Raw genomic sequence first — 24,013 nt, forward strand, 5'->3', positions numbered from 1 at the left:
TACGAAAAACTATTACCAAAAGATACTTTATTTTCACAAAAAAATACTTTATGTAATTTTTGGCATAGTCAATGATGAAAATAGCAAGTCTTCTGCTAAAAAACTATTTTGAGTGATTATCAAACGTAGGTGGCGCACTTAATTCTAAATCATGATTTTGATTATCAAAACGAGCAACAAATGTTTTTACTCCTTTTAACCCTGTTTCTTTATCTTGGAAAAGTAGTTTTTGGGCTGCCTTATTTTCAAAAGCTTTTGGAATATCGTTTACACTTCCAGCAGGAACATTATTTTTTTCTAAAAGCTGCAAAATTTCATCACTTTTTGTCTTTAAAAAAGCTTTTTCTAAAATAGGTCGTAAAATTTCTCTATTCCGAACTCGGTTTGCATTCGTTCCGAAACGCTCATCTTCTGAAATAGAATCAATACTTAACAGTTCACATAAAATATAGAATTGTTTGTCATTTCCTACCACAAGCATTAAGCTATCTGTTTGCGTTTGAAAAATTGTTCCGTAAGGGAAAATATTAGGATGTTCGCTTCCCATTTTTTGAGGAGAATGTTCTGCATTGAGCCAGTTCGTAGCTTGATTTGCTAATGAAGAAAGTGCAGATTCATAAAGAGAAACAGTTACATAACTTCCATCAAAAGAATCTTTATTTTTTTCTCGCTTCAAAAGAGCAACTAACAGACCTTCCTTTAGCTGATGGGCAGCCAGAATGTCAACTAAAGCAACAGGCATTTTTGTTCCTTCTATCTTTTTCTCACGATTGTTCTTATCCTCTTTTTCTCCATTCATAAAAACAAAACCTGTTTCAGCTTGAATAAGTGCGTCATAGCCTACTTTCTTACTTTCTGTTCCATATCCTGTAATATGCCCATAAATAAGTTTTGGATTGATTTTTTTGAGCGTTTCGTAATCTACACCTAGTTTTTCTGCATCTCCTTTTTTATAACTAGCCAAAACAATATCTGCATCTTTTATTTCTTGATATAATTTTTCTTTATCTTCTTTATCATAAATATTGAGAGCAAGAGAAGTTTTGCCCCAGTTGATAGCCGAAAAATAAGCTGAAACACTATTTGAAGTATTTTCAGAGGGAAGTTTCCAAGAGCGTGTAACATCTCCAAGTGTTAAAGGATTTTCTATCTTTATCACTGTTGCACCACATTCAGCAAAAAATTGTCCGACCGAAGGAGCAGCCAAAACACTTGCTAATTCTACAATTTTTAAATCTTTAAAAATATTCATTGATTCCTATTTTCTATTATGTTCGTTTTAGTAAGCTCAAAAAAAACTCCTTCTAATTTTATTAAAAGGAGTTTGTATCTATATATAAATAACTTTTTTGAGTAAATTAAGCTGCTTTTTTGCCTTTCATGCTTTCTGCACGACCTAAAGCTCTTTTTGCTTTGTTTACCATATCTGATTTTTTGTGTTGCTCAATAATTGTTTCATAAGCCTGTGCAGCCATTGAATAATCATTTTTGAGTTCGTATGCCAAGCCTAATTTCATCAAATACTCTGGCGTAAAAAAGTCGTTAGGAGCGTGATTTGAAGCTTTTTTGTAATAAGTAACTGCATCATCTAATTTTTCAAGCTCCATATAAGCATCTCCAATTAAAGAATATGCTCTTGCTTGAACCAAATAATCATCAGCACCAAATTCTTTTAGGCTTTCAATAGCTTCATTGAATTTTCCTTCCTTTAATAAAGCTGTCCCTTCATAAAAAGCAGCCAAATCACCAGCTTTAGTCATAGAATATTCTTCTGAAATCTTCTCAACACCTACTGTTGTGGTTGCATCACCTTTAAGAGCAGCATTTAACGAATCTTTCTCAAAATAAAATTGAGCTGCAAAAAGTTCTTTTTGAGCTTCTACTTCTTGTTTTTCTACAAAGAATTGATATGCAAAAAGACCAATGACACCAATAGCTATTGCACCCAAAACACCAAAAATACCATTTCGTAACCCTTTATTTTCGCTTACTTCTAAAATACTTTGTTGCAAATGATCAGCTTCTACAGCTTGATAAAACTGTTCTGTTCCAGCTTCAATATCTGGATTTATTTCTTGCTCTTCAGTTTTTTGACTTTTAGCTTGTGCTTTTGCTGTTTTTTTGTCTGTTGTTTTTGCCATTTTGATTTTATGTTTGATTTTTATTTAAACCCTAAGGGTTTTTAAGAACAAAAATTCGTTTGTTATTTCTTTATTATTTAAAAATATTTACTCTCTTTGAATAAAATTTTAGGCTGCAAAGGTAACAAAAATATCTTTTAGGTTACTAATTCCAAATCTGTTTTTTTACAAAAAGATGTAATTCTATTCTTTTATTCAGCTATATTATTTTCATTTTTAGCAGAAGAATCTGATTTTCCCTTTGAGTGAAAATCCTTTGAAGGCGAAGGGGTAGTTACACGAGTACGAGAACCAACGTGCTGAATTACCCAAGATTTGCCCCAATTTTCTAGTTCTTCTTCACTCCATAAAGAGGGATAAAAAGTTTGTCTTTGAAATCTAGGAGGAAGGTATTTTTGCCAATTTGTACCACCAGTAGCTGAAATAGCAGACACATCTTTGTTGAGATAACGAACAGCAGCTTGAAAGTGAGAAAGTCGCCAATCTACATTTACAAGAGCATCAAGGGTACGAAGTTCTTCTATTATTTTATCCTTTAGATTAGATTCTTGAAGACGATTAGAAAAAATAAACCACAAATTACGAGTTCGGCAGCGTTTGGTAAGTTTTAATAAATCTTCTGAATATTTTCGTTCAAACTGACGCAAAGTAAGGGTTTTCATTCCCGATTCTGTTTCTATTGCGCCTCTTTTCCAGTAGGCATAACCAAACATTTCTTCAATTCGTGAATGTTCATCAAACAAATCTCGCTGACTAGCTTCTACCAAAAAACGAAAATCAGTACACAAGATTTCTATTTGACGATATTGAGCCGACTGAAAACCACTAGCAGGAAGCAAAGACATTCTAAACTTCAAAAACTCATTATAATCCATTCCTTCTACCATTATTTCAAAGGAATTTACCAAATGTCTAAAATAGCGATTTACACGCCTTACTTTTTCCAAAAATACTTTACCATTGCTATCTTTAAGCCAACTTACTTGGTCTAGCTCATGCATAATGAGTTTAAAGTAAAGCTCTGTGATTTGGTGGTAAGTGATAAAAATAGTTTCATCTGGAAAGTCTGTTTTTGGGTCTTGAAGGCTCAAAAGTGTATCCAAATGAATGTAATCCCAATAGGTTAGGTAGTTTGCATATAACAAACCATCTAAGTAAGATACTAAATCCTGCCCCATCGAATCATATTTGACAGCCAATAGCTTTATCTTTTCTTCTATTTCTGGTGTAAGTTCGAATTCCATATTTTCAGAAAATATATCTTTTTGTGTTAGGTCAATTTATAAGAAAGTAAAAATAAGAAAAAATGAACTGTTTTTTTAATCTGATTACATCTTTTCGATAGAAAATAGTTTTTAGGTTTAGTTTTATAATTCTTTCAATACATTTCAATCATAGAGTTTGAAGAGATAAAGAGGTGCAAAAAGACATCTTGCATATATTTTGAAGATATTTGATTTACTTTGTATTCCTAAAATCTGACTCTTACATTTATATCTATGAAATTTCCGTCATTTCCCAATTTCCAATCTTTATTGCCCTCTCTTCACTATCAACTACGGCTTTTTCTGACTGCTTTGATGTTTTATACACGCATTCCAGTTCCTGAATGGGTGGGGTATAGCGATGAACAGCTCAATAAATCATCTATTTATTTTCCATTTATTGGTTGGTTAGTAGGTGGAATTGCTGCGCTTGTTTTTTGGGGAAGTGAATTTTTATTTTCTTATAATGTAGCTCTCATATTGAGTATGGTTGCTACTGTTTTGATGACAGGTGCATTTCATGAAGATGGGTTTGCTGATGTTTGTGATGGCTTTGGAGGAGGTTGGGAAAAACTGAAAATACTAGAAATAATGAAAGATTCTAGGATTGGAGCATACGGAATGATTGGAATGGCTTTACTTTTTCTTTTGAAATATACAGCCCTATTGACACTTTTTGAAGTTATGGCTGCTAGTTCTTTAAATTCTTTTTGGATAATTTTTTTGATAGGACATAGTTTAAGTCGTCTTACAGCTCTTACTTTTGTTTATACACACGAATATGCTCGTGAAGATTTGTCTAGTAAGGCAAAACCAATTGCAAAAAAACTTTCTGCTACTGAGATTATAATAAGCTCTATTTTTGGTTTTTTACCTGTTTTTCTTTTTTCTCCTTGGGCAGTTGGTGCGCTTGTCATTGCACCACTTTTTGTACTCAAACTCTACTTGGGTTATTATTTCAAAAAATGGATTGGTGGATATACAGGCGACTGTTTGGGAGCTACTCAACAAGTTTCAGAAGTCATAATTTATCTTTACTTTATTGGTGTTTTGAAGCTTTTAGAAAGCTTGTAATTATTTATTCGAAAACAAAAAGACCCTTACAAAATGTAAGAGCCTTTTTCTATTCAATCAGGAAAACAATGAATCTTTAATATCTTATAACTATTTAATTTCACTTAATCCAGTAAAATTAAATAAGTGTGTTTTTTCATGTTATATACTCTAATAACACTACAAATATAAAAATTGTTTAAATAATTTGCAAAAAGTCTTCACAAAATAAATTATTTTTAATTGATGTAAAGTACAGAAAGTGTTTTACAGGCTGTAATAAAAGGTTTTTTTGTGTATTGAAGATGTTTTTTTGTTTAAAACTATATTGATTTTATTAATCATGTTTTAATTGAGAAAAGAAAGCATAAAAATATATTTTAAAAATTGCTTTATTTTGTAGTTATCAATATTTTTCATTTTGCATTAAACTGTCATTTCTCTATGTCTGAAAATTCGTTTACTTCTCGTCGTCTTCCTGCTGAATGGGAAGAACAATCCTTTGTTCAGCTTACTTTTCCTCATCAAAACTCAGATTGGAAAGATGATTTAGAGCTTGTAATACCTGTTTTTATCGAAATTATTACTCAAATTACTCGTTTTGAAAATGTACTTTTAGTTTGTCAGAATAAAATAGAAACTGAAAAACTACTTCAAGAATCATTAATAAATGAAAATAAAAAGCAGTTTGAAAGAATAACCTTTGTTAAAATAGATTCGAATGATACGTGGGCAAGAGACCATGGCGCAATAACAGTTTTTCAAAATGGCGAACAAATTCATTTAGACTTTACATTTAATGGCTGGGGAAATAAGTTTGAAGCATCTAAGGATAATTTAATTACTCAAAACTTAAAAAAAGAAAATTATTTGAAAGGTAAAGTAAATCAAGTTGATTTTGTGTTAGAGGGAGGCTCAATAGAGTCTGATGGAGAAGGTACAATTCTGACGACTTCTGAGTGTTTGCTTTCGAAAGAACGAAATCCTAATTTTTCAAGAGAAGAAATAGAAACTAAAGTCAAAAAATACTTTGGGGCTGAACGTATTTTATGGCTAGAACACGGTGCATTGGAAGGAGATGATACAGATGCACATATCGATACGTTAGCTCGTCTTTGTCCAAAAAACACAATTTGTTATGTTGCTCCTCCAATAGATAAAAATGATTCTCATTATGAATCTTTGCAAAAAATGGAAGAAGAACTAAAAAGGCTCAAAACTAAAAATAACAAATCCTATAAATTAATATCTTTGCCTTTTGCCCCTGCTGCTTATCATGAAGAAGACAACCGTCGTTTACCAGCGACTTATGCTAACTTTTTGATAATTAATGAAGCAGTTCTAGTTCCTACTTATGAAAATACAGAGTTGGATAATTTGGCACTTTCTCAAATCAAAAAAGCATTTCCAAACCGAGAAATTATTGGAGTAAATTGTTTGCCTATCATTCGTCAGCACGGTTCTTTACATTGTTTGACGATGCAATTTCCAAAATAAAAAAAGGACACTAATGTGTCCTTTACATTTATTTTAATAAGAAATACTCTAGCATTCCTTATAAATTTACATTTTTTTAAGGTTGAGTTTAAACTCTCCTTTTGCTTCTTTTCCATCTGCAGTCGTGCCTTTAAATTCTCCTGCTGCTGTTCCCGCTGCTTCGTCTAAGTCTGTGATGGTAACAGTTCCTTTTTCTACTGAAGCACCCATATTTCCAGAGTTGGTTGTCAAGTTAATAGCTACGTTTGCTGAACGTTTTTCATCACTACCAATTGAAAACTCTCCAGAAGTTCCACCTTTTAGGTCAATACTAATATTATTTTCAGTATTTCCAGCCATAATATAAGTTACACCATTATCTTTATCCATTGAAAGACCATTATCTGCAAAGTTTGTTTTTACAGTTGATTTTTCTTCTCCCAAAGAAACATTAAAGAAACCTCCGTCTTTATTTTCATCTTCAGGTGAATATTCTACTGTTGTTTCTGTACCTGTTTCACTTGATGAATTTGTTGTTGTATTTTCTACTGCTGTTGTAGAATCACTAACTGTTTGATTATCATCCTTTGTAGAAGAGTTACAAGAAAAAAGACCAATAAGTAATATAAAAGCAAGAATATTAAAAAATGAAAAACGCATAAAATTTAGTGATTAGTGGATGAAAATAACAAAAAAAGATTTTTATAAAAATAGCGATACACTTTCCTTTTACTAAAATGATTGATTAGTTGGTAAAATGTATCGCTATAAAGTTACAGAAATTGTATCAAAATTATCAAATTAGAATTGAAATTGAATTTCTGAACTAAAAAATAATTTGTGTATTACATATTTTTGACAATTTCTTGTCCGAAACCAGAGCAAGAAACAAGGGTTGCTCCTTCCATTTGTCTTTCAAAATCATAAGTAACACGCTTAGAGTTGATAGCACCTTCCAAACCTTTTGTGATAAGGTCAGCAGCTTCTTGCCAACCCATATATTCGAACATCATTACACCTGAAAGAATTACAGAAGAAGGATTTACTTTATCCAAACCTGCATATTTTGGAGCTGTTCCGTGAGTTGCCTCAAATATTGAAGTACCTGTTACATAATTGATATTTGCACCAGGTGCAATTCCAATACCACCAACAATTGCAGCCAAAGCATCAGAGACATAATCACCATTAAGGTTAAGTGTAGCAACTACTGAATATTCAGATGGACGAAGCAAAATTTGTTGTAAAAATGCATCTGCAATAGAATCTTTAACCAATATTTTTCCACTATCTAAGGCTGCTTTTTGTTCTGCATTTGCTGCATCAGTTCCTTTTTCTTCTTTCGTACGGTCGTATTGCGCCCATGTATAAGTTTCGTTACCAAACTCTTTTTCAGCTAATTCATAGCCCCAAGTCTTGAATGCGCCTTCCGTAAATTTCATGATATTTCCTTTATGAACAAGTGTTACAGAAGGAAGTTTTTGAGCAATTGCATATTTGATAGCAGAACGAACAAGACGGTCTGTACCTTCTTTGGAAACTGGTTTGATGCCAATAGAAGAAGATTCAGGAAAACGAATATTACTTGTTTTCATTTCCTCTATCAAAAATTTCTTTACTTTATCAGCTTCTGCTGTTCCTGCCATATATTCAATACCTGCATAAATATCTTCTGTATTTTCACGGAAAATAACCATGTTAGTTTTTTCTGGGTGTTTTACTGGCGAAGGAACACCATTGAAATAGCGAACAGGACGCAAACAAGCATACAAATCCAATTCTTGACGAAGAGCAACATTAAGCGAACGAATACCACCACCAACAGGAGTAGTCAAAGGACCTTTAATTCCGACTAAATATTTTCTAAATGCGTCTAATGTTTCAGTAGGTAACCAGCTATTTGTAGCATTGAATGCTTTTTCTCCAGCTAATACTTCTTTCCAGTTTATTTTTCTTTTTCCACCATATGCTTTCTCAACAGCAGCATCAAAAACAGCCTGTGATGCTTTCCAAATATCTGCACCGATTCCGTCTCCTTCAATAAAAGGAAGAGTAGGGTTCTCAGGTACATTTAACTTGCCGTTTTCGATGGTAATGATATTTTCGCTCATAAAAATAGGTTCTATTTTAATAATTGTGTGAAATAATTTTTTATTTGTTTGATTTTATATAATCTTATACATCAAACAGTTTACAGCAAATATACATAAATCACTATTCAATTACGAATTACAAGTTAGAAAATATGTACTGATTATAGGTAATTACGACCAATGATAAGATTTCTTCTACTGAATAGGATTGTAGACTTAAAAGATAAGAGCTGTTCAAAGTATTTTTATTTTTCCAGTAGTTTATTATTGAGTAATTCTTGTGAGAGTGCTTTTTTGTAATGATTCGTCTCTCTACTTTTTAATAAGGATTGAAAGTGTCGTTCTCCGTGTATGTCTGTTCCCAAGAAACTTACTAATTCTTCATTGATGAGATATTCAGCTATTTTTTTTGAAGGGCGAGAGTAATAACCTGAAAGAGAATTTATATTTACTTGAAATAATACTCCCTTGCTATGTAACTCATGTAGTTTTTCATTATAATTTTCAAAAAGATAAACATAACGCTCTGGGTGTGCAAGTACAGGAGTATATCCCAAAGACTGTAATATAAAAATTACGTTTTCTATATGAGGAGAAGCATTCATATAGGAAGTTTCGAAAAGAAGGTATTTTTCTTTCCCAAAACAGAGAAGCTGCTCTGCTTTATTTATTCTTTCCATGAAAGACTCATCTAAATAATATTCTGCTGCTGCTCCTAGTTCTATATCTAGACCTAATTGCTGAATAATATCAGTTAGTTGGTCTAATTTTCCTAGGATAATTTCTGGCGTATTTCTATAAAAATCCCCCATAATATGAGGCGTACAGATAAGTTTTTTGTAGCCTAAATCAATTAACTTTTTGATAAGTTTGATAGAGTCATCAAAAGATTTACAACCGTCATCTATTCCAGGTAAAAGATGAGAGTGCATATCAACTGTAATTGGCAATATGTTGCCATATGATTTAGGTTTTTTTCTAAATAATGAAATCATTTTTTGTTTCTTTATTTTCGTTTTATTTTTCTTTTAGTTTTACCCCACCAGTTTTTGACTTTAGTAGTGAGAGTTGTTTCTTCATCATCATCATCATAGTACCCATACCCATAATCGTACCCATATCCGTATCCATATCCATATCCATACCCGTAACCATATCCACCACCTGTGCTTTTCGTAGCTGCATTGAGTATAATAGATAGTTTTTTGAAGTTTTGTACTTGGTGCAAACGGTTAATTCCTCTTATATATCCACGTTGAGAGTATTCAGTCCTCACTACATAAATAGGTAAGTCAGCCAATCGCATGGCTATAATCCCGTCTGTTACTAATCCAACAGGAGGCATATCAAATACAATTACATCATAACGCTCTTTTAATTGTTTAATTAAATCACCAAATTCATCACTCATTATAAGTTCTGAAGGGTTTGGAGGTTGTGCACCTGCTGTAATAAAATCAAAATTAGGAATCTCACTTTTATTTATAGCTTCATCGACGGAGGTTTTTCCTATCAAGAGTGTACTTATTCCTCTTGTATTCTCTACCCCAAAAGCCAAATGAACTTTTGGTTTTCTAAGGTCTAAATCTAAGAGTACAACTTTCGTTTGAGATAAAGCAATAATTCCACCTAAATTAACAGCAATAAAAGTTTTTCCTTCTCCAGAAGTAGTTGAGGTAACAGAAATAACAGAGTCATTTGAGATATTGCCCATAAAATCTAGGTTCGTACGTAGCGAACGAAAGGATTCACTAATAGCAGATTTAGGTTTTTTATGAATAACAAGTTGAGAATAATCCATTGGTTTATCATATTTCGGCACCATTCCCAAAATAGGAACACTAGATAGTTTTTCAAGTTCGGGTAGAGAATCAATTTTATTTTGTCTTATATACGTAACTCCAAGTAATGCAAAAGATAAGACAAGCCAAACGCCCAGCCCATAAAGATAAAAAAGTTGAGGCTCTGGATAGATAGGGGTAGTACTAGGAATGGCTGTAGAAAGTCGTTGATAATTAGTAACTGTACCAGACATAGTAATATTTGTCTCTATAAGTTTTCCTAATAGAATATTATAATTATTTTGATAGGAGTTTTGATAACGTAGCATCTTTTTTAGTGCTAAATCTACTTCATTTGCAGAAGAGGGAATTGAACTCTGTAATTTATAAATATTTATACTTAACTCACTAAGTTGTTCATAAATAATACGTTGGTTGAGTGTTATTAGTTTATCTATTTCTTCTTTGAGAAATCCTATTCGTTTTTCTTTTTGTTGGTAAGCTCCTGTTTCTTTAGTAATTCTATCTAACATAAATTTTTTCTCTTTCTCTTCATCATAAACTTTTTCTAATTTATTTTCCAAAGAAGGATTATTTAGAAGATTAGAGTAAGTAAGTGCAACTAAAAGAGTAGAGTCATTTTCCAAAAGGTCTGATATTTCTCTATATACTTTTAGCTCATTATCCATTTTAATTCTTTTCTCTTGTAAATCTCTAATACTGTTAAAAATATTTTGTATTAGGCTTTGATACTCATTGGGGTTTTGGTTAGTAATTCCATTTTCTTTTTTATAATCATTAATATTTTTTTCAATGGTTTCTAAGCTATCTTGAACTACTCTAACTTGGGCTTCTAAATAGTTTATAGTTTGTTTATAAACTTTGTTTTTATTTTCTAAAGTTTTATCAAAGTAAATATCTACTGCTGTATTTGTAATGATAGCAGCTTTGTAAGGATTATTATCTGTAAAGACGACTTGTATAGTATATGCTTTTGGGTTTAATACATTAGCTCTTAGAGAAGATGCGATATAATTTATCTGATATTCTTCACTATTCAGAGTAAAAAAATAATTATCTGAAGCAGGGTCTAGCTTATTGAAGCTATCAGTCAAAGAAACAACAAGCGAAAAATATTGGTTTTTTATACGAGTATTAAATTTATAAGCCTTCCCAAACTCTTGTCCAGTAGGTGTTTTGTAAACAAGAAAGAATTCTTCTTCATCTATAATTGTAATCTCTAATCGACGGTTATAAAAAGAGTTATCATATACTTCATATTGTGTAACTTCAAAAGGACTATCTTGAAAACGCTCAAAATAATTGAACCACCATCTACCTTGTACAAAATAGCTTACACTCAAGTCTAATTTTTTTGCAACCTCTTCATAAACAGAGCGAGACAAAATAAGCTCTATTTCTCCTACCAAGAAATTAGTTACATTTTCTTCACTAGAAAAAATACCTCTTCTTAAAACTTCAGAAGTTCCTTTTACTTCTAGTTTTAAAGTAGAAGCAGACTTATATACTCTTTTTGTGTAACGTAATACAACCCAAGAAGCTGATATACAAAGAATAAGTAAAAACACAATGTAGATAGCTTTCTTTTTAAAGACTTTAATTAGCTTTGAAACATCAAAGTCAGCCAAAAAATTTTCATCAGAAATTTCAGCTGCTTGTGCAGGATTTATAAATGGATTTTCTTCGAAGTCGCTCATTTAATCTATTGAAATAACTCTTTGTATATATAAAAATTAGAAATGGAATTTGTCTATTTTAATTAACCTCCAAATCTATCTTGTAGCAAAAGTACAGTCAGTATGAGTGTTACCGAACTACCGATGGCAGAAGTTACTTGAGCAAAATCAGCTAAAAACTCTGAACCTACACGACGACGGGGTTCTACATAAACAACATCATTGGGTTGTACGATAAGTTCTGCATTCTTTAATCCTTCCCAGGTGCTTAAATCAATGTTTTTCATAACAGGGTTACCTGTACTTGCATTTCTAATAAGACGAATTTTATTAGCTCTTGTATTATTATCAAAATTTCCTGCTAAAGTAAGGACTTCTAAAAGTGTCATGTTTTCATTAGTAAGTGTAAGCACTTTATTGCCCATTGCTCCCATAATCATTACTCGTTTGTTTATATAACGAGTTATAATATAAGGTTCTTCATAAAATTTACTGAATTTTTCTGCAAGCAAACTATCAGCTTGATATAAAGTAAGACCTGCTAATGTAGTCTGTCCAATCATTGGCAAAACTATTCCTCCTGTTTCTTGTATCAAATATCTACGTAAAAAACCTCCTCCTCGTCCTCCTATATTATTTACTACACCAGAGTTACCAGTAGGAATTCCAGATACATCAGTTTCGAATTGATTTCGATTAGCAACGACAACACCTCCTCCATCTTTTACCTCTTCACTAAAGTCTCCAGAAGGGTCAATCATAATTTCACCATCATTTGTAAAAACTTGAATGGTAATATAATCAAAGGGAGCAAGTCTGTAGTTTTGTTCTGCTTCTGCTTTTACCTTATCAAAGGCTGTATTATCAAAATCCTCTCCCGTACGAAAAAGAATATTATTCTGATAACCTGCACAAGAAAACAAGGACGTTAAAAGAAAAAAAGAAAAAATAACCTTTACAGAAAAAATAATAGTATCTCTCATTAAATAATAGTATAACTATCAATAAACTAAATTGACATAAATAAATAAATTTCAATTAAGACACAAAAATACATTCTTTTATGGACTTTTGAGAATTAGAGAGTAGATATAATAGAGATATTTATAATTTATTTATTTATAGAGATAAAAGCAGACAAGTTTAATGTTTTTTAATTAGACTAAACAAAAAAATAATTCTCATGTTGAAATTTAATTTGGTTTTTGCTAAATTAATTAGCATTTTTGTAGGGTAATCAAAAACAAACTCAAAAAATTTAACAAATACTGATTTTTACTCAAAAAAGTATCATCTTTGCAAAATATTTGATTCATAAGGAAGAGAAATTAATTCCTCCTTCCAAAATTGAATTTAAAGACAAAATATAGAAATTTACATATAATATGGCTCAAAATAAACCTTCTACTGGAAATTCAACTTATAATGAAGACAGCATACGTTCATTAGATTGGCGTGAACACATTCGCCTGCGTCCTGGTATGTATATTGGTAAATTAGGCGACGGTTCGGCGCAAGATGATGGAATTTATGTCCTCGTAAAAGAGGTAGTCGATAACTGTATTGATGAGTTTGTGATGGGACACGGAAAGCGCATCGAAATCAAAATAGAAGACCATAGAGTTTCTGTACGTGATTTTGGACGTGGTATTCCACTTGGAAAAGTCATTGATTGTGTTTCTAAAATAAACACTGGTGCAAAATACGATTCGGAAGCCTTCAAAAAATCAGTGGGTTTGAATGGTGTAGGTACGAAGGCTGTCAATGCCCTTTCTACGCATTTTAGTGTAAAATCCACACGAGAGGGAAAGTCAAAAGTAGCTGAGTTTCATCAAGGAGTTTTGAAAAATGATCTTCCTATTGTAGATGAAGATGCAAAAAATGGAACATTTGTTCTCTTTGAACCTGATAATTCTATTTTCAAAAACTATCGTTTTATTCCTGAATATTTAGAAGAACAAATTTGGAATTATGCCTTTCTGAATGCAGGGCTGACGATAAATTATAATGGCAAAAATTTCTATTCTAATAAAGGTTTGTACGACCTTTTGATGAGAAAAGTAAATGAGGAAAGTTTGCGTTATCCAGTTATTCATCTAAAAGGAGAAGATATCGAGGTTGCCTTTAGTCATACGAATGATTATGGAGAAGATTATTATTCGTTTGTAAATGGTCAATATACTACACAAGGAGGAACGCATTTAGCAGCTTTTAGAGAAGCAATGGTAAAGACTATCCGTGATTTTTATGGAAAAAGTTTTGATGCTGCTGATATTAGACAATCGATTGCTGGTGCGATTGCAATAAAAGTTCAAGAACCTGTTTTCGAATCACAAACAAAGACAAAGTTAGGTTCTCAAAATATTTCTCCAGACCCAAATTCATCTAGTGTTCGTCATTTTATTAATGATTTTCTTAGAAAAGAATTAGACAATTATTTACACAAAAATCCAACAGTTGCAGATGCTATCTTAAAACGAATTTTGCAATCTGAAAGAGAGCGTAAAGAAATTTCAGGTATTAAGAAAATTGCTAACGAAAGAGCCAAAAAAGCAAGTGTTCACAATAAAAAATTACGTGATTGTCGTGTTCATTTTGATGATAACAAAGGCGATGAAGAGGTAAAAAGACAAACAACTATTTTTATTACCGAGGGAGATTCGGCGAGTGGAAGTCTTACCAAAGCTAGAAATGTACAGACACAAGCTGTTTTTTCACTTCGTGGAAAGCCTCTGAACTGTTTTAGTCAGACGAAGAAAGTAGTTTATGAAAATGAAGAATTTAATCTTCTTTTCCACGCTTTAAATATTGAAGATGGATTAGACGGACTTCGTTTTAATAGAATCGTTTTGGCGACAGATGCCGATATTGATGGAATGCACATTCGCCTACTTATGATGACTTTCTTTTTGCATTTTTTTCCTGATTTGGTCAAAAAAGGACACTTGCATATTTTGGAAACGCCATTATTTAGAGTTCGAAATAAGAAAGAAACTATCTATTGTTATTCGGAAGAAGAAAAACAAACAGCCATCGATAAGCTAGGTAAACAAGCCGAAATTACACGATTCAAAGGTTTGGGAGAGATTTCACCTGATGAGTTTGGACAGTTTATAGATGAAAATATGAAACTTCAACCTGTTATTTTGAATAAATCAACTTCTATTTCTGATCTTCTTACTTATTACATGGGCAAAAATACTCGTGAACGTCAAGAATTTATTATCGATAACTTGAAAGTAGAAAAAGACGCAGTTGAAGACGAAGATGGAAATAAAATTGAAGTTACTGTTCAAGGTGATTTAGAAACAGCTTAGGTTTTTATTTTACTTTATAGATTCCAAACCCTAAGGGTCTCTGAAGACCCTTAGGGTTTTTTGATATAAACTTTTTGATTAAACTAAAATTCATTTTATCTTTAATCTTTTAAGAATAGAAATTGTATTTTCATTCTCCATTCTCTCGCTCCTAATCCCTAAACTCCAAGATGTTTACTAATTACGAAGTCAAAAACCGAATTGCTTTTATTACGCTCAATCGTCCAGAAAAAAGAAATGCCTTTAGTGATGAGTTGGTAGAAGAACTAAAAACTAACTTTTCTAAGGCAGAAAATGATAAAAATGTAAAAGTTGTAGTTTTGAAGGCAGAAGGAGATGTTTTTTGTGCAGGTGCAGATTTGGGATATTTGCAGACATTACAGACAAATTCTTATCAAGAAAATCTAGGAGACTCTTCCTCGTTGAAAGATTTATACGAACAGATTTATATGCTTTCAAAACCTACTGTGGCACAAGTACAAGGTCATGCGTTGGCTGGTGGTTGTGGTTTAGTGTCAGTTTGTGATTTTGTTTTTTCTGTTCCAAAGGCAAAATATGGCTATACAGAAGTAAAAATTGGTTTTGTTCCTGCGATTGTGATGTATTTTCTGATTCGTAAAATCGGAGAAGCTCGTGCAAGACATTTACTTATTTCTGGTAATCTTATAAAAGCCGAAAAAGCCGAACAGTACGGAATTGTTACCGAAATTGTAGAAGCTGAAAATTTAGAACAAACTGTTTTAGATTTTTGTCAGAATATCTGTGATACAAATTCTGGTGAAGCAATGAAATTAACAAAACAAGCTATATTGGATGTACAGGAAAAAACGATTCCAGATGCGCTTCGTTATGCTGCCGAACTCAATGCAAAAGCAAGAATGACAGAAGATTGTAAAAAAGGAATTGGTGCATTTTTGAATAAAGAAAAAATTAGTTGGTAAATCATTATGTAGCATACTCTTTAGAGTGTGAAATTGTAATATAAAAGAAACAGGAATTTGATAAAATCTATCAAATTCCTTTTTTATTGAATTTATTTTACTCAAAAAATGGAAAGACATGTTCATTCATAAATTTGTGTAACTCTTTTCTTTTTTTCTTTGAACTTAATTTTTCTATTTGACTTTGATAATCTCGTCTTAGATTTATCTGATAATCAGACTTTCGTTTTTCTAAATAAGGAATCCAAGCAGAATGCAAAGTAAAAAAATAGATAAGTGAAGGATGATGTAAAATACAAATAGCTCCTTTTTGTAGATTAGCAGCATCAAAAATCCAAATTTCACGTTCATAATTTGTATTTGGTTTTTGTCCTTTGCCGTTTACCATCATACAAAAAATATAACCATCAGTAGAAGGTAATATTTCCTTGTCAGAATTTGCTTTTGTGTCTTTGCGAGGTATAAATTGTAAAGAACGAATTTCATAATTTTTAGGGAATTCATAAAAATCTATTATTTCCATCTTGTCAGTATCCAAACAAGTAAGAGTTGCAGGAATTTCTTGTAATGTGTAATTTTCTATGTCTTTTAAAGGAACAATTCTATTTGGATAATTTTTATAAGAATTATAGACAAAACGGGTAAGTCGTCGGTGTTCTATTCCAGAACATTGCCAATAAATATGTTTTATTTTAGAATGAGGAATAGACTCAGAAATAATATCTCTATGGGTATATAAACCAACTCCCCAAGTATGTGCGCCTACTTTTTGAGATTGTTTTGTATCATTTTCTTGTTTGATATTTCCAATATTGTGATAGAGTTCTTCTTTGATAAATTTTTCATTTTCTACATCAATCACAAATTTCCCCATTCTTGCTACATCCATTTCTCCAACAGCTAAAATACCTGCTGTTCCTTCTTCGATAGAAGTATCTTTTGGAAAATTTACAATTTTATCATAATAACGAACCCATTCAGACAAGCATGCCCCTGCATTATTTGCAGTATAAAAGGTTATTTGTCCATTTGGATTTTCATAATTTGTTGTAAAATGTATGGTTTCAAGTGGAATATGAAATTGTTTTACTTTTACAGTATCAATATCTTCTGTCAAATCTTGCCTTCTGACAATATACATTTTGGTATAAGGAAGTTGTTTGCTGGCAATAAGTTCACGCAATATTTTATTGAAATTTGGATTTTGAGGAAATGGATTATTCATCAGAACATCTAATCCTACCTTAAAAGAGGCATCAATCAATAAAATATAATCCTTACTTAAACTAGTTTGGTGCATACATTGAAGAATATTAATAGGTGTGCCGTCTTCTTGTGTAAGTTTCCAAGTGTGTATTGCTTCATCTCCTTCCCATTTCATAAGGTATAAAATGGGTTCTGTTGTTGTTTTTAAGTTTGTTAGATTTTTGAATCTATTTTTAATCCAAGTGGAAGTCTGTTGGACAAAGCTAATTTCTTCATCTTGATTTACTCTATTTTGATTATAATTAGCTTTGCTATGAAGTTTGGTAAAATAGCTATAAATTTCATTTTTTGAAACTTGATTTGCTCTCAAAACTGCATGTTTGAAGTGATTTTTGATAGATATTCTTTTTTGAATCAAGCCTTCACCAATCCGAATTAGGGAAGCTACATTTTTAGAACCTTTTACATAATTGACTGTGAATATTTCTTTTGTAATTGGGTCAAAACTAGGATGTGCGCTAGTTTGATGAATAGGAAAAATCCAATCTATAAAAGGAACATTTTTGGCTTGCCATTGCTCATTTGTTCCAATAGGAGTAATGACTTTTAATGTATTTATATCAATTTCAAAAGGTCGTCCCAAATCTGAAGTGGCAAGCATTCTAATACAATCTTCATTTTTTGTTTTGAAAGGTGTAATGGCTGTGCTTAATAAATTTCTTGCACCTAGTTCGAAGGAAATACGAGAAATGCCCATATTCGAAAAACCATATTTTTTATTTCTTGCTGTACCTTGCTTTGAAGCCAAATCTGCGTAATAAGAAGGTGGTTTGAGTAAGCGAGATTTGACTGTTACTTTTCCTGTTTTATCAAAATCAAAACGAAAAACCATACTATCCCCATTCAAAATAGGACTTCCATATTCTGAATTTGCTTTTCCATCAGATGTAGTTTTTGGATAGGGCAGACCATTAGAGTTTACTGAACCAACAGAAGAATTGACAAATATATGTCCAAAAATATCAGTAGGAATCTTTCCTTCTTTGACTAAAAGTTCGATATCTAATTCTTCTCTGCTTGCAGAAACTAATGGTTGCATAAATGATGTAAGGTATATAGATAGTTGTTTAAAATTTTTATTTTTAAAATAGAAATAAAAATGTAAAATTCGGACTATTTTCGAATAAAAAAAAGGAATTTGATATTTTTTATCAAATTCCTTTTTTATTTTATCTCTTACTCTGAATTTAGATATTTAAAAACACATACACAAAGAGTTATCTTACAAACAAAAGCTCACGATATTTAGGAAGTTGCCACATTTCATCATCGACAAACTGCTCTAATTTATCAGTTTCATAACGAATTTTATCAAAATAAGGCTTGATTTTATTGCAATAAGCCTCTGCTCCTTCTGTTGGCTCTAGTAGGTTTGCTTTTTTGCGTTCGTTTATCATTTCTTTGACAAGTTTAGTTGCCTTATTTATATGTTTGGCAATTCTACGAGCTGTGTCGGTTATCATTTCTAAGTCATCATCTAATCCAATTTTTTGCATCTTGTAGATAGTTTCAGTCAATTCTCCTAGGTATTTCATTGCCGAAGGAATGACATGATTTATTGTCAAATCGCCTATCAAGCGAGATTCAATTTGGACTTGGTGTAAATAATTTTCTAAATGAATTTCTTGACGTGCTTCAATTTCTTGTTCTGTAAGAATGTTATTATCTGTAAATAATTTTCTTCCTTTTTTAGTAATATTTGCAGTAAGAGCTTCTGGAGTAGTACGAAGATTAGAAAGACCACGTTTTTTGGCTTCTTTTTCCCAATCTTCACTATAATTATTACCCTCAAAACGAACAGCCTTGGATTCTTTAATATAACGGCGAAGAACATTAACGATAGCTAATTCTCTTTTTTCACCATCTTTCTCTAACTTCTCTACTTCTGCGTGGAATTTCACAAGTTGGTCAGCAACTGCTGTATTCAGAACCATCATTGGAAGCGAACAGTTGGCAGTAGAACCCACTGCACGGAATTCAAACTTATTTCCTGTAAAAGCAAAAGGCGAAGTACGATTTCTGTCAGTATTATCCAATAAAATTGGAGGAATTTTATCAATTCCTAATTTAATATACATATTATCTCCTTTTCCAACCTGTACTTTTGCATTTTCTTCTAATTCATTCAATACTTTATCAAGCTGAGAACCCACAAAAACAGAAATGATTGCTGGAGGAGCTTCATTTGCACCCAAACGATAATCATTTGAATCAGAAGCAATACTTGCACGAAGTAAATCAGCGTGTTCATGAACAGCTTTAATTGTATTTACAAAGAAGGCTAAGAATTGTAGATTTTCTTTTGGTTTGTTAGAAGGAGCTAACAAATTTTTACCTGTATCTGTGCTTAATGCCCAGTTATTATGCTTTCCACTTCCGTTTACACCTTGAAATGGTTTTTCGTGGAAAAGAACTTTCAGATTATGACGTTCTGCCACTCTGCTCATTACGTCCATCAAAACCATGTTGTGATCGACAGCTACGTTTACCTCTTCAAACTGTGGCGCACACTCAAACTGTGCAGGTGCAACTTCGTTGTGGCGAGTAGTGATAGGAATACCTAATTTTAATGATTCAATTTCGAAGTCTTGCATAAATGCTTTCACTCTTGAAGGAATTGAACCAAAATAATGGTCGTCCAATTGCTGCCCACGAGCAGGTGCATGACTCAAGACAGTACGACCACCCAAAACCAAATCATGACGAGCATAGAATAGCGATTTATCTACTACGAAAAATTCTTGCTCAACACCTAAAGTAATCGTAACTTTATTTACATTCCTATCAAAAAGGCGACAAACATCTGTTGCAGCACGATTTAATAAATCTATTGAACGAATCAAAGGCGTTTTGTGGTCTAGTGCCTCGCCTGTATAAGAAACAAAAAGAGAAGGAATACAAAGCGTTTTGCCTCCTCCACTCTCTACAATAAAAGCTGGAGAGGAAGGGTCCCAAGCTGTATAACCACGAGCTTCGAAGGTTACACGAAGTCCACCACTTGGAAACGAAGAGGCATCGGGTTCTTGCTGAACAAGTGTAGAGCCTTTAAATTCTTCTAAAGGAGTTCCTTCTGCATTTGGGCGAAAAAATGAATCGTGTTTTTCTGCACTTGTGCCACGCAACGGCTGAAACCAGTGTGTATAATGTGTAACACCGTTTTCGATTGCCCACGCTTTCATTCCAGAAGCCACAGCATCAGCAAGACGAGTGTCTATTTTCTGACTTTTTTCGACGGCTGTTTTTAGATTTTTGTACGTTGTAGAAGACAAATAGCGTTGCATTGCTTTGTCATTAAAAACATTTACTCCGAAATAATCAGAAATACGATTAGAAGGTGGAGTTACTTTTACTTCTGGGCGATTTTTGGCATCTTTTAATGCTTCAAAACGAATATGTGACATAAATAAAAATTTTGAGAGAATAAGGTGTTAAATAAAACTTTGAGAGAATTAATTTTTGAGGTCAATTCTGAAAATAAAATTGATTTTTTGAAAAAATGACCTTTAGATATAAGGCAAATATAAATAAATTTTATCAATTCGTAATAAATGACTTTAAATTTTAACCTGTTTCTCTATATATTGTTTTTTTTTTGAGTGAATATTCTTTTTTTTTACATTTATCTTCTATGAATTAAATCTTGAGAGTTTTAGTCTAAAAAATGAGGGTAAATTTGGGAAGGTTTAAACAGTTTTTTATTATCATCTTGGACTAATTCTATATTCAATAATCTATCAATCATAAACCTATTACTTATAATAAGTTGAGATACATACGCAATAATAAAAAGCAGAATTAAAATATTTAACGAATCTGTCAAAACTTTTCCAAAAAGTAGAAGGTAAAGAACAAAAAAAAGAATTATTATGATAAAATTAATTATCCATACTAAAATATTTCTCAATAGAACAAGTAAAAAAGAAATACGTTTTTTTGTTTTGTGGCGCATAAAGTAAAGTCCATTTAACCTTTTACCTAAACTTCTATGTATCAATACAGAATCTCTGAAAATTAGATAAAAAAACACTAATCCATAACAAATAATTTCGCTAGAACCATTTAAACCTAGCTTTTTGTCAAATTGAACAAAAAAGAGTATAGAAAATTGAAAAATCAACATGGTAAAAAATATATCACCGAAAAAGGACGTTAGACGCTCATTCAAAGTTGGTATTCTAAATGAATGTAATGAAGGTTTTGCAATGTTTAGAAGAGTAGATTTAGGGAAACTTTTTAGTATTTCTCTTTGATTACAATGTTTTGAACCCATATATTCCCAACTCTCTTTCAAAAAAGCAGATTTGCAAGAAGCACAAAAAACAATCTCATCGCCTAAAGAAAAACTATCGCCTGTGATTGGGTCTTGACGATTTTCTTCTAAGAAATGAGTTTGATTTTCAGTAAGGGTTAAGGTATTTTTCATTTTTTTGTTGAAGTATTAGAGTATGTATATTCTCTTTCATAATTTGAAACTTAAAGCCATTCTATTTTTGCAGGAATATCTTTTCCTTTAATTGCATTCTTATAATGAGAATCTATCTTCAAAATGACTTGTGTATAACGAGATAAATAGTTTGTAAAATTTAATAACTCTTCATTTTTGTGAAATTGAAGATATTTTTTTTCTAATGGTATTTTTGTGCTTATTCCGTTAGTCTGTTTTATATAAATATAACTTGATGTCGATTTTGAGTGATTACAGTTGATTGTTATGTGTTTTATTTCTCTATATTCTATTTTTACTTCTCCTACTATCCGTTTTATTTTTAAATAAGAACTGTATAAATTGATACTGGTGGTAGGCATAACCAAAATTCCTATGGCGACAGGAATAAGAAAAGCAATAAGACCAATTACAAGCAAAACGAGTGAATCATCAGAACTAAAGTTGAAATAAACAAAACTAAAAGCCAATATTTCGATAATTAAAACACCTAAAAATTTTGTAAAAATATCTTCTTTGGGAACTAGAGATAGAAAAGTAAGTAACCCTATTTTGAGTTCTAATTTATGTTGCTTCGGAACAATTTCTAATGTTTTATTCTGCTCACAATGCGTATTTCCCAAATACTCCCAACTATCCTTCAAAAAAGCAGACTTACATGAAGCACAAATCACAATTTCATCATTTTCTTTTATCACATCTCCTGTGATTGGGTCTTTACGGTCTTGATTTAGGAAATCAAAATGATTACTTAGTGTTAGTGTATGTATATTTTGAGTTTTATTTTTCATGAATCAAATTCACTCTAAAAGTTGTTTAGGAAGAGGTTTTCGTAAACGAGGACTAAAACCGTCGTTTAAGATAACTTTCTTCTCATTGACGGTTTTTTTCTAGTTTTAAACAAGCTCTAATTGAATAGTAATCAAACAGAAAATAGTTGTAAGAAATGATATTTTCCTACAACTATTTTTTAAATAAAGAAGAGTTTCAATTAAACTAAACTTACTTTGGAGTATTAAATGTTAGTTTGAGTAACTTTATAAGTTCTTCCTCCTTTTTTACATTTAACTTACTTTCTTTTGCATTATTTTCAAAGTCGTTACCTAAAAGCTTGAATGCTTTCTTTTTTTGTGAAGGTATTTCAATGAGTTTGGCATTCTCCTTTTTTTGAATATAAAAAGTTTCAATAACATTCCCAAAAGAAGCTGGAATTGCCATTTTATAACTTCCATCAGACTCTCTACCTTTATCATACTTGACGACTTGTTTTTTTATCAAACGCATACCATCACTATTTTCCCACAATAACAATCCGTAACTCAAACCATAATCTGGATAATTTACCACAATATAAGAGTTATCTTTATCTTTTAAATCAAAACGATACCTACTTTGTGGGCTAATTGCTTTTAAGATACTGTCTTGATCTTTAAACTGAAGAGTTTGTTTGTAAGCATCATAACGGACAAGTATTGGCTCATCTATGTCCGAACAAGTAGCTTCTTGAAATTCCATGCTTGTATAAGGGCTACCCTTCACATCACTATATTTAAAGCTACCAACTGTTTCAGTTGGTCTATAGGAAATACTAGTACCATCACGGTTTACAACCGTAACATTTTGTGCCTTAATAAAAGAAGTAGTTCCTATTATAAATAAAATAGTGAATAAAAAACATTTTTTCATAGAGATATTTTTTTGTGTGAAAAACAGATACATTTAAAAGCTCAACAACCTATTTGTTAGTTTTAAATGTACAAAAAAGAATTTATAGTAAGAAGTATAGAAGAATTTTTTACTAAAAAAGATAAAAACCTACTATAAATCTACTGTCTTGCTCAAACCTATTTCTTAAACTTATTGTTTTATAAGCATAAAATTATCAAAAAAACTCAAAAAATGAAGCCAAAACCTATTAAGCCAAAAAAAGGACAAGAATCAGTATGGGATTATCCTCGTCCACCCGCTTTAGAATTTTTTAATAAGACTATTAAAATATATTTCAATGGTAAGCAGGTTGTACAGACTAATAAAGCCTACCGAGTGCTAGAAACAAGTCATCCACCTGTTTATTATATTCCACTTCAAGATGTTGAGCAACAGTTTTTAGTAGATTCAGATAGTTCTACTCATTGCGAATGGAAAGGAAAAGGCTCTTACTTTAGCTTGAAAGTAGGAGAGAAGTTTGTAAAAGATGCTGCTTGGTATTATGATACTCCTAAAGAAAGGTTTGAACCAATCAAAAATTATTTGGCTTTTTATGCTCATAAGGTAGATAAATGTACTATTGATGAAGAAATTGTAATACCTCAACCTGGTAATTTCTATGGAGGATGGGTTACCAAAGATATTGTAGGTCCTTTTAAGGGAATAGAAGGCAGTTGGGGTTGGTAATAAGAATTTTATTCCATTACAAGAAGTGTGTAAGGGATTACGTAAATGATTCTTTTTACATAAAACTATGTTTTATAAGTTTCTAAACTTCTTGAAGTTTGAGTATATGTATATTGCTTGAGTAAGATTAAAAATAAAAGTTAAA

The 24,013-nt window shown here is 31.6% G+C and carries 18 protein-coding genes; 5 read left to right on the plus strand and 13 right to left on the minus strand.

What is annotated here, in order from left to right:
- Window positions 1-103: 103 nt before the first annotated feature.
- The 3 genes from WAF17_RS00675 to WAF17_RS00685 all read right to left on the minus strand — a co-directional run bounded on the left by WAF17_RS00675 (window position 104) and on the right by WAF17_RS00685 (window position 3,385).
- Window positions 104-1,252, minus strand: a complete 1,149-nt coding sequence (locus tag WAF17_RS00675; protein ID WP_338764960.1) for a CaiB/BaiF CoA-transferase family protein — start codon at window positions 1,250-1,252, stop codon at window positions 104-106.
- Window positions 1,253-1,358: 106 nt separating this feature from the next.
- A complete protein-coding gene (locus tag WAF17_RS00680; protein ID WP_338764966.1) occupies window positions 1,359-2,141 on the minus strand; it encodes a tetratricopeptide repeat protein in 783 nt (260 codons plus the stop codon).
- Between the two features lie 191 nt (window positions 2,142-2,332).
- A complete protein-coding gene (locus tag WAF17_RS00685) occupies window positions 2,333-3,385 on the minus strand; it encodes a tryptophan 2,3-dioxygenase family protein (RefSeq protein WP_338764969.1) in 1,053 nt (350 codons plus the stop codon).
- A 255-nt stretch (window positions 3,386-3,640) separates the two neighbouring features.
- On the opposite strand from WAF17_RS00685, the gene WAF17_RS00690 reads away from it, so the two are divergent.
- Window positions 3,641-4,480 carry an adenosylcobinamide-GDP ribazoletransferase gene (locus WAF17_RS00690; RefSeq protein ID WP_338764972.1) on the plus strand — a complete coding sequence of 280 codons (840 nt, stop codon included), beginning with the start codon at window positions 3,641-3,643 and terminating at the stop codon, window positions 4,478-4,480.
- Between the two features lie 423 nt (window positions 4,481-4,903).
- Window positions 4,904-5,956, plus strand: coding sequence for an agmatine deiminase family protein (locus WAF17_RS00695; protein WP_338764974.1), 1,053 nt, complete (start codon window positions 4,904-4,906; stop codon window positions 5,954-5,956).
- A gap of 66 nt (window positions 5,957-6,022) precedes the next feature.
- Here the strand turns inward: WAF17_RS00695 and WAF17_RS00700 are convergent, their stop codons facing one another.
- The 5 genes from WAF17_RS00700 to WAF17_RS00720 form a co-directional block, all read right to left on the minus strand.
- Window positions 6,023-6,595, minus strand: a complete 573-nt coding sequence (locus WAF17_RS00700; protein ID WP_338764976.1) for a hypothetical protein — start codon at window positions 6,593-6,595, stop codon at window positions 6,023-6,025.
- A gap of 185 nt (window positions 6,596-6,780) precedes the next feature.
- Complete coding sequence (gene icd, locus WAF17_RS00705; protein WP_338764978.1) at window positions 6,781-8,046, minus strand: NADP-dependent isocitrate dehydrogenase; 1,266 nt, start codon at window positions 8,044-8,046, stop codon at window positions 6,781-6,783.
- A gap of 227 nt (window positions 8,047-8,273) precedes the next feature.
- Complete coding sequence (locus tag WAF17_RS00710) at window positions 8,274-9,023, minus strand: CpsB/CapC family capsule biosynthesis tyrosine phosphatase (RefSeq protein WP_338764980.1); 750 nt, start codon at window positions 9,021-9,023, stop codon at window positions 8,274-8,276.
- Window positions 9,024-9,034: 11 nt separating this feature from the next.
- Complete coding sequence (locus tag WAF17_RS00715; RefSeq protein ID WP_338764982.1) at window positions 9,035-11,527, minus strand: polysaccharide biosynthesis tyrosine autokinase; 2,493 nt, start codon at window positions 11,525-11,527, stop codon at window positions 9,035-9,037.
- Window positions 11,528-11,589: 62 nt separating this feature from the next.
- The gene (locus tag WAF17_RS00720; protein WP_338764984.1) at window positions 11,590-12,489 is read right to left on the minus strand and encodes a polysaccharide biosynthesis/export family protein; all 900 of its coding nucleotides are present in this window, start codon (window positions 12,487-12,489) and stop codon (window positions 11,590-11,592) included.
- Between the two features lie 402 nt (window positions 12,490-12,891).
- On the opposite strand from WAF17_RS00720, the gene WAF17_RS00725 reads away from it, so the two are divergent.
- Entirely contained in the window at window positions 12,892-14,823 is a 1,932-nt protein-coding gene (locus WAF17_RS00725) for a DNA topoisomerase IV subunit B (RefSeq protein ID WP_338764986.1), read from the plus strand.
- A gap of 170 nt (window positions 14,824-14,993) precedes the next feature.
- Window positions 14,994-15,764 (plus strand): enoyl-CoA hydratase-related protein, encoded by a 771-nt coding sequence (locus WAF17_RS00730; protein ID WP_338764988.1) that lies wholly within the window; start codon window positions 14,994-14,996, stop codon window positions 15,762-15,764.
- A 97-nt stretch (window positions 15,765-15,861) separates the two neighbouring features.
- Here the strand turns inward: WAF17_RS00730 and WAF17_RS00735 are convergent, their stop codons facing one another.
- From WAF17_RS00735 to WAF17_RS00755, 5 genes are all read right to left on the minus strand, one after another.
- Window positions 15,862-18,069, minus strand: a complete 2,208-nt coding sequence (locus tag WAF17_RS00735; protein ID WP_338764991.1) for a carotenoid oxygenase family protein — start codon at window positions 18,067-18,069, stop codon at window positions 15,862-15,864.
- 178 nt (window positions 18,070-18,247) lie between these two features.
- Window positions 18,248-20,431, minus strand: coding sequence for a glutamine synthetase III (locus WAF17_RS00740; protein WP_338764994.1), 2,184 nt, complete (start codon window positions 20,429-20,431; stop codon window positions 18,248-18,250).
- Window positions 20,432-20,679: 248 nt separating this feature from the next.
- Entirely contained in the window at window positions 20,680-21,453 is a 774-nt protein-coding gene (locus tag WAF17_RS00745) for a hypothetical protein (protein ID WP_338764996.1), read from the minus strand.
- Between the two features lie 50 nt (window positions 21,454-21,503).
- Window positions 21,504-22,265, minus strand: coding sequence for a hypothetical protein (locus tag WAF17_RS00750; RefSeq protein ID WP_338764998.1), 762 nt, complete (start codon window positions 22,263-22,265; stop codon window positions 21,504-21,506).
- Between the two features lie 211 nt (window positions 22,266-22,476).
- Window positions 22,477-23,160, minus strand: coding sequence for a hypothetical protein (locus tag WAF17_RS00755; RefSeq protein ID WP_338765001.1), 684 nt, complete (start codon window positions 23,158-23,160; stop codon window positions 22,477-22,479).
- 213 nt (window positions 23,161-23,373) lie between these two features.
- Between WAF17_RS00755 and WAF17_RS00760 the strand changes: the two genes are divergently transcribed.
- Window positions 23,374-23,868 (plus strand): DUF427 domain-containing protein, encoded by a 495-nt coding sequence (locus tag WAF17_RS00760; protein ID WP_338765003.1) that lies wholly within the window; start codon window positions 23,374-23,376, stop codon window positions 23,866-23,868.
- The last annotated feature ends 145 nt before the right edge of the window (window positions 23,869-24,013 follow it).

Source organism: Bernardetia sp. ABR2-2B (assembly GCF_037126435.1).
In the GTDB taxonomy this organism is placed as follows: Bacteria; Bacteroidota; Bacteroidia; order Cytophagales; family Bernardetiaceae; genus Bernardetia.

Bases quoted from the DNA above. Each gene is read 5' to 3' on its own strand.
- WAF17_RS00675 (WP_338764960.1), bottom strand. From the start codon at position 1,252: ATGAATATTTTTAAAGATTTAAAAATTGTAGAATTAGCAAGTGTTTTG.
- WAF17_RS00680 (WP_338764966.1), bottom strand. From the start codon at position 2,141: ATGGCAAAAACAACAGACAAAAAAACAGCAAAAGCACAAGCTAAAAGT.
- WAF17_RS00685 (WP_338764969.1), bottom strand. From the start codon at position 3,385: ATGGAATTCGAACTTACACCAGAAATAGAAGAAAAGATAAAGCTATTG.
- WAF17_RS00690 (WP_338764972.1), top strand. From the start codon at position 3,641: ATGAAATTTCCGTCATTTCCCAATTTCCAATCTTTATTGCCCTCTCTT.
- WAF17_RS00695 (WP_338764974.1), top strand. From the start codon at position 4,904: ATGTCTGAAAATTCGTTTACTTCTCGTCGTCTTCCTGCTGAATGGGAA.
- WAF17_RS00700 (WP_338764976.1), bottom strand. From the start codon at position 6,595: ATGCGTTTTTCATTTTTTAATATTCTTGCTTTTATATTACTTATTGGT.
- icd (WP_338764978.1), bottom strand. From the start codon at position 8,046: ATGAGCGAAAATATCATTACCATCGAAAACGGCAAGTTAAATGTACCT.
- WAF17_RS00710 (WP_338764980.1), bottom strand. From the start codon at position 9,023: ATGATTTCATTATTTAGAAAAAAACCTAAATCATATGGCAACATATTG.
- WAF17_RS00715 (WP_338764982.1), bottom strand. From the start codon at position 11,527: ATGAGCGACTTCGAAGAAAATCCATTTATAAATCCTGCACAAGCAGCT.
- WAF17_RS00720 (WP_338764984.1), bottom strand. From the start codon at position 12,489: ATGAGAGATACTATTATTTTTTCTGTAAAGGTTATTTTTTCTTTTTTT.
- WAF17_RS00725 (WP_338764986.1), top strand. From the start codon at position 12,892: ATGGCTCAAAATAAACCTTCTACTGGAAATTCAACTTATAATGAAGAC.
- WAF17_RS00730 (WP_338764988.1), top strand. From the start codon at position 14,994: ATGTTTACTAATTACGAAGTCAAAAACCGAATTGCTTTTATTACGCTC.
- WAF17_RS00735 (WP_338764991.1), bottom strand. From the start codon at position 18,069: ATGCAACCATTAGTTTCTGCAAGCAGAGAAGAATTAGATATCGAACTT.
- WAF17_RS00740 (WP_338764994.1), bottom strand. From the start codon at position 20,431: ATGTCACATATTCGTTTTGAAGCATTAAAAGATGCCAAAAATCGCCCA.
- WAF17_RS00745 (WP_338764996.1), bottom strand. From the start codon at position 21,453: ATGAAAAATACCTTAACCCTTACTGAAAATCAAACTCATTTCTTAGAA.
- WAF17_RS00750 (WP_338764998.1), bottom strand. From the start codon at position 22,265: ATGAAAAATAAAACTCAAAATATACATACACTAACACTAAGTAATCAT.
- WAF17_RS00755 (WP_338765001.1), bottom strand. From the start codon at position 23,160: ATGAAAAAATGTTTTTTATTCACTATTTTATTTATAATAGGAACTACT.
- WAF17_RS00760 (WP_338765003.1), top strand. From the start codon at position 23,374: ATGAAGCCAAAACCTATTAAGCCAAAAAAAGGACAAGAATCAGTATGG.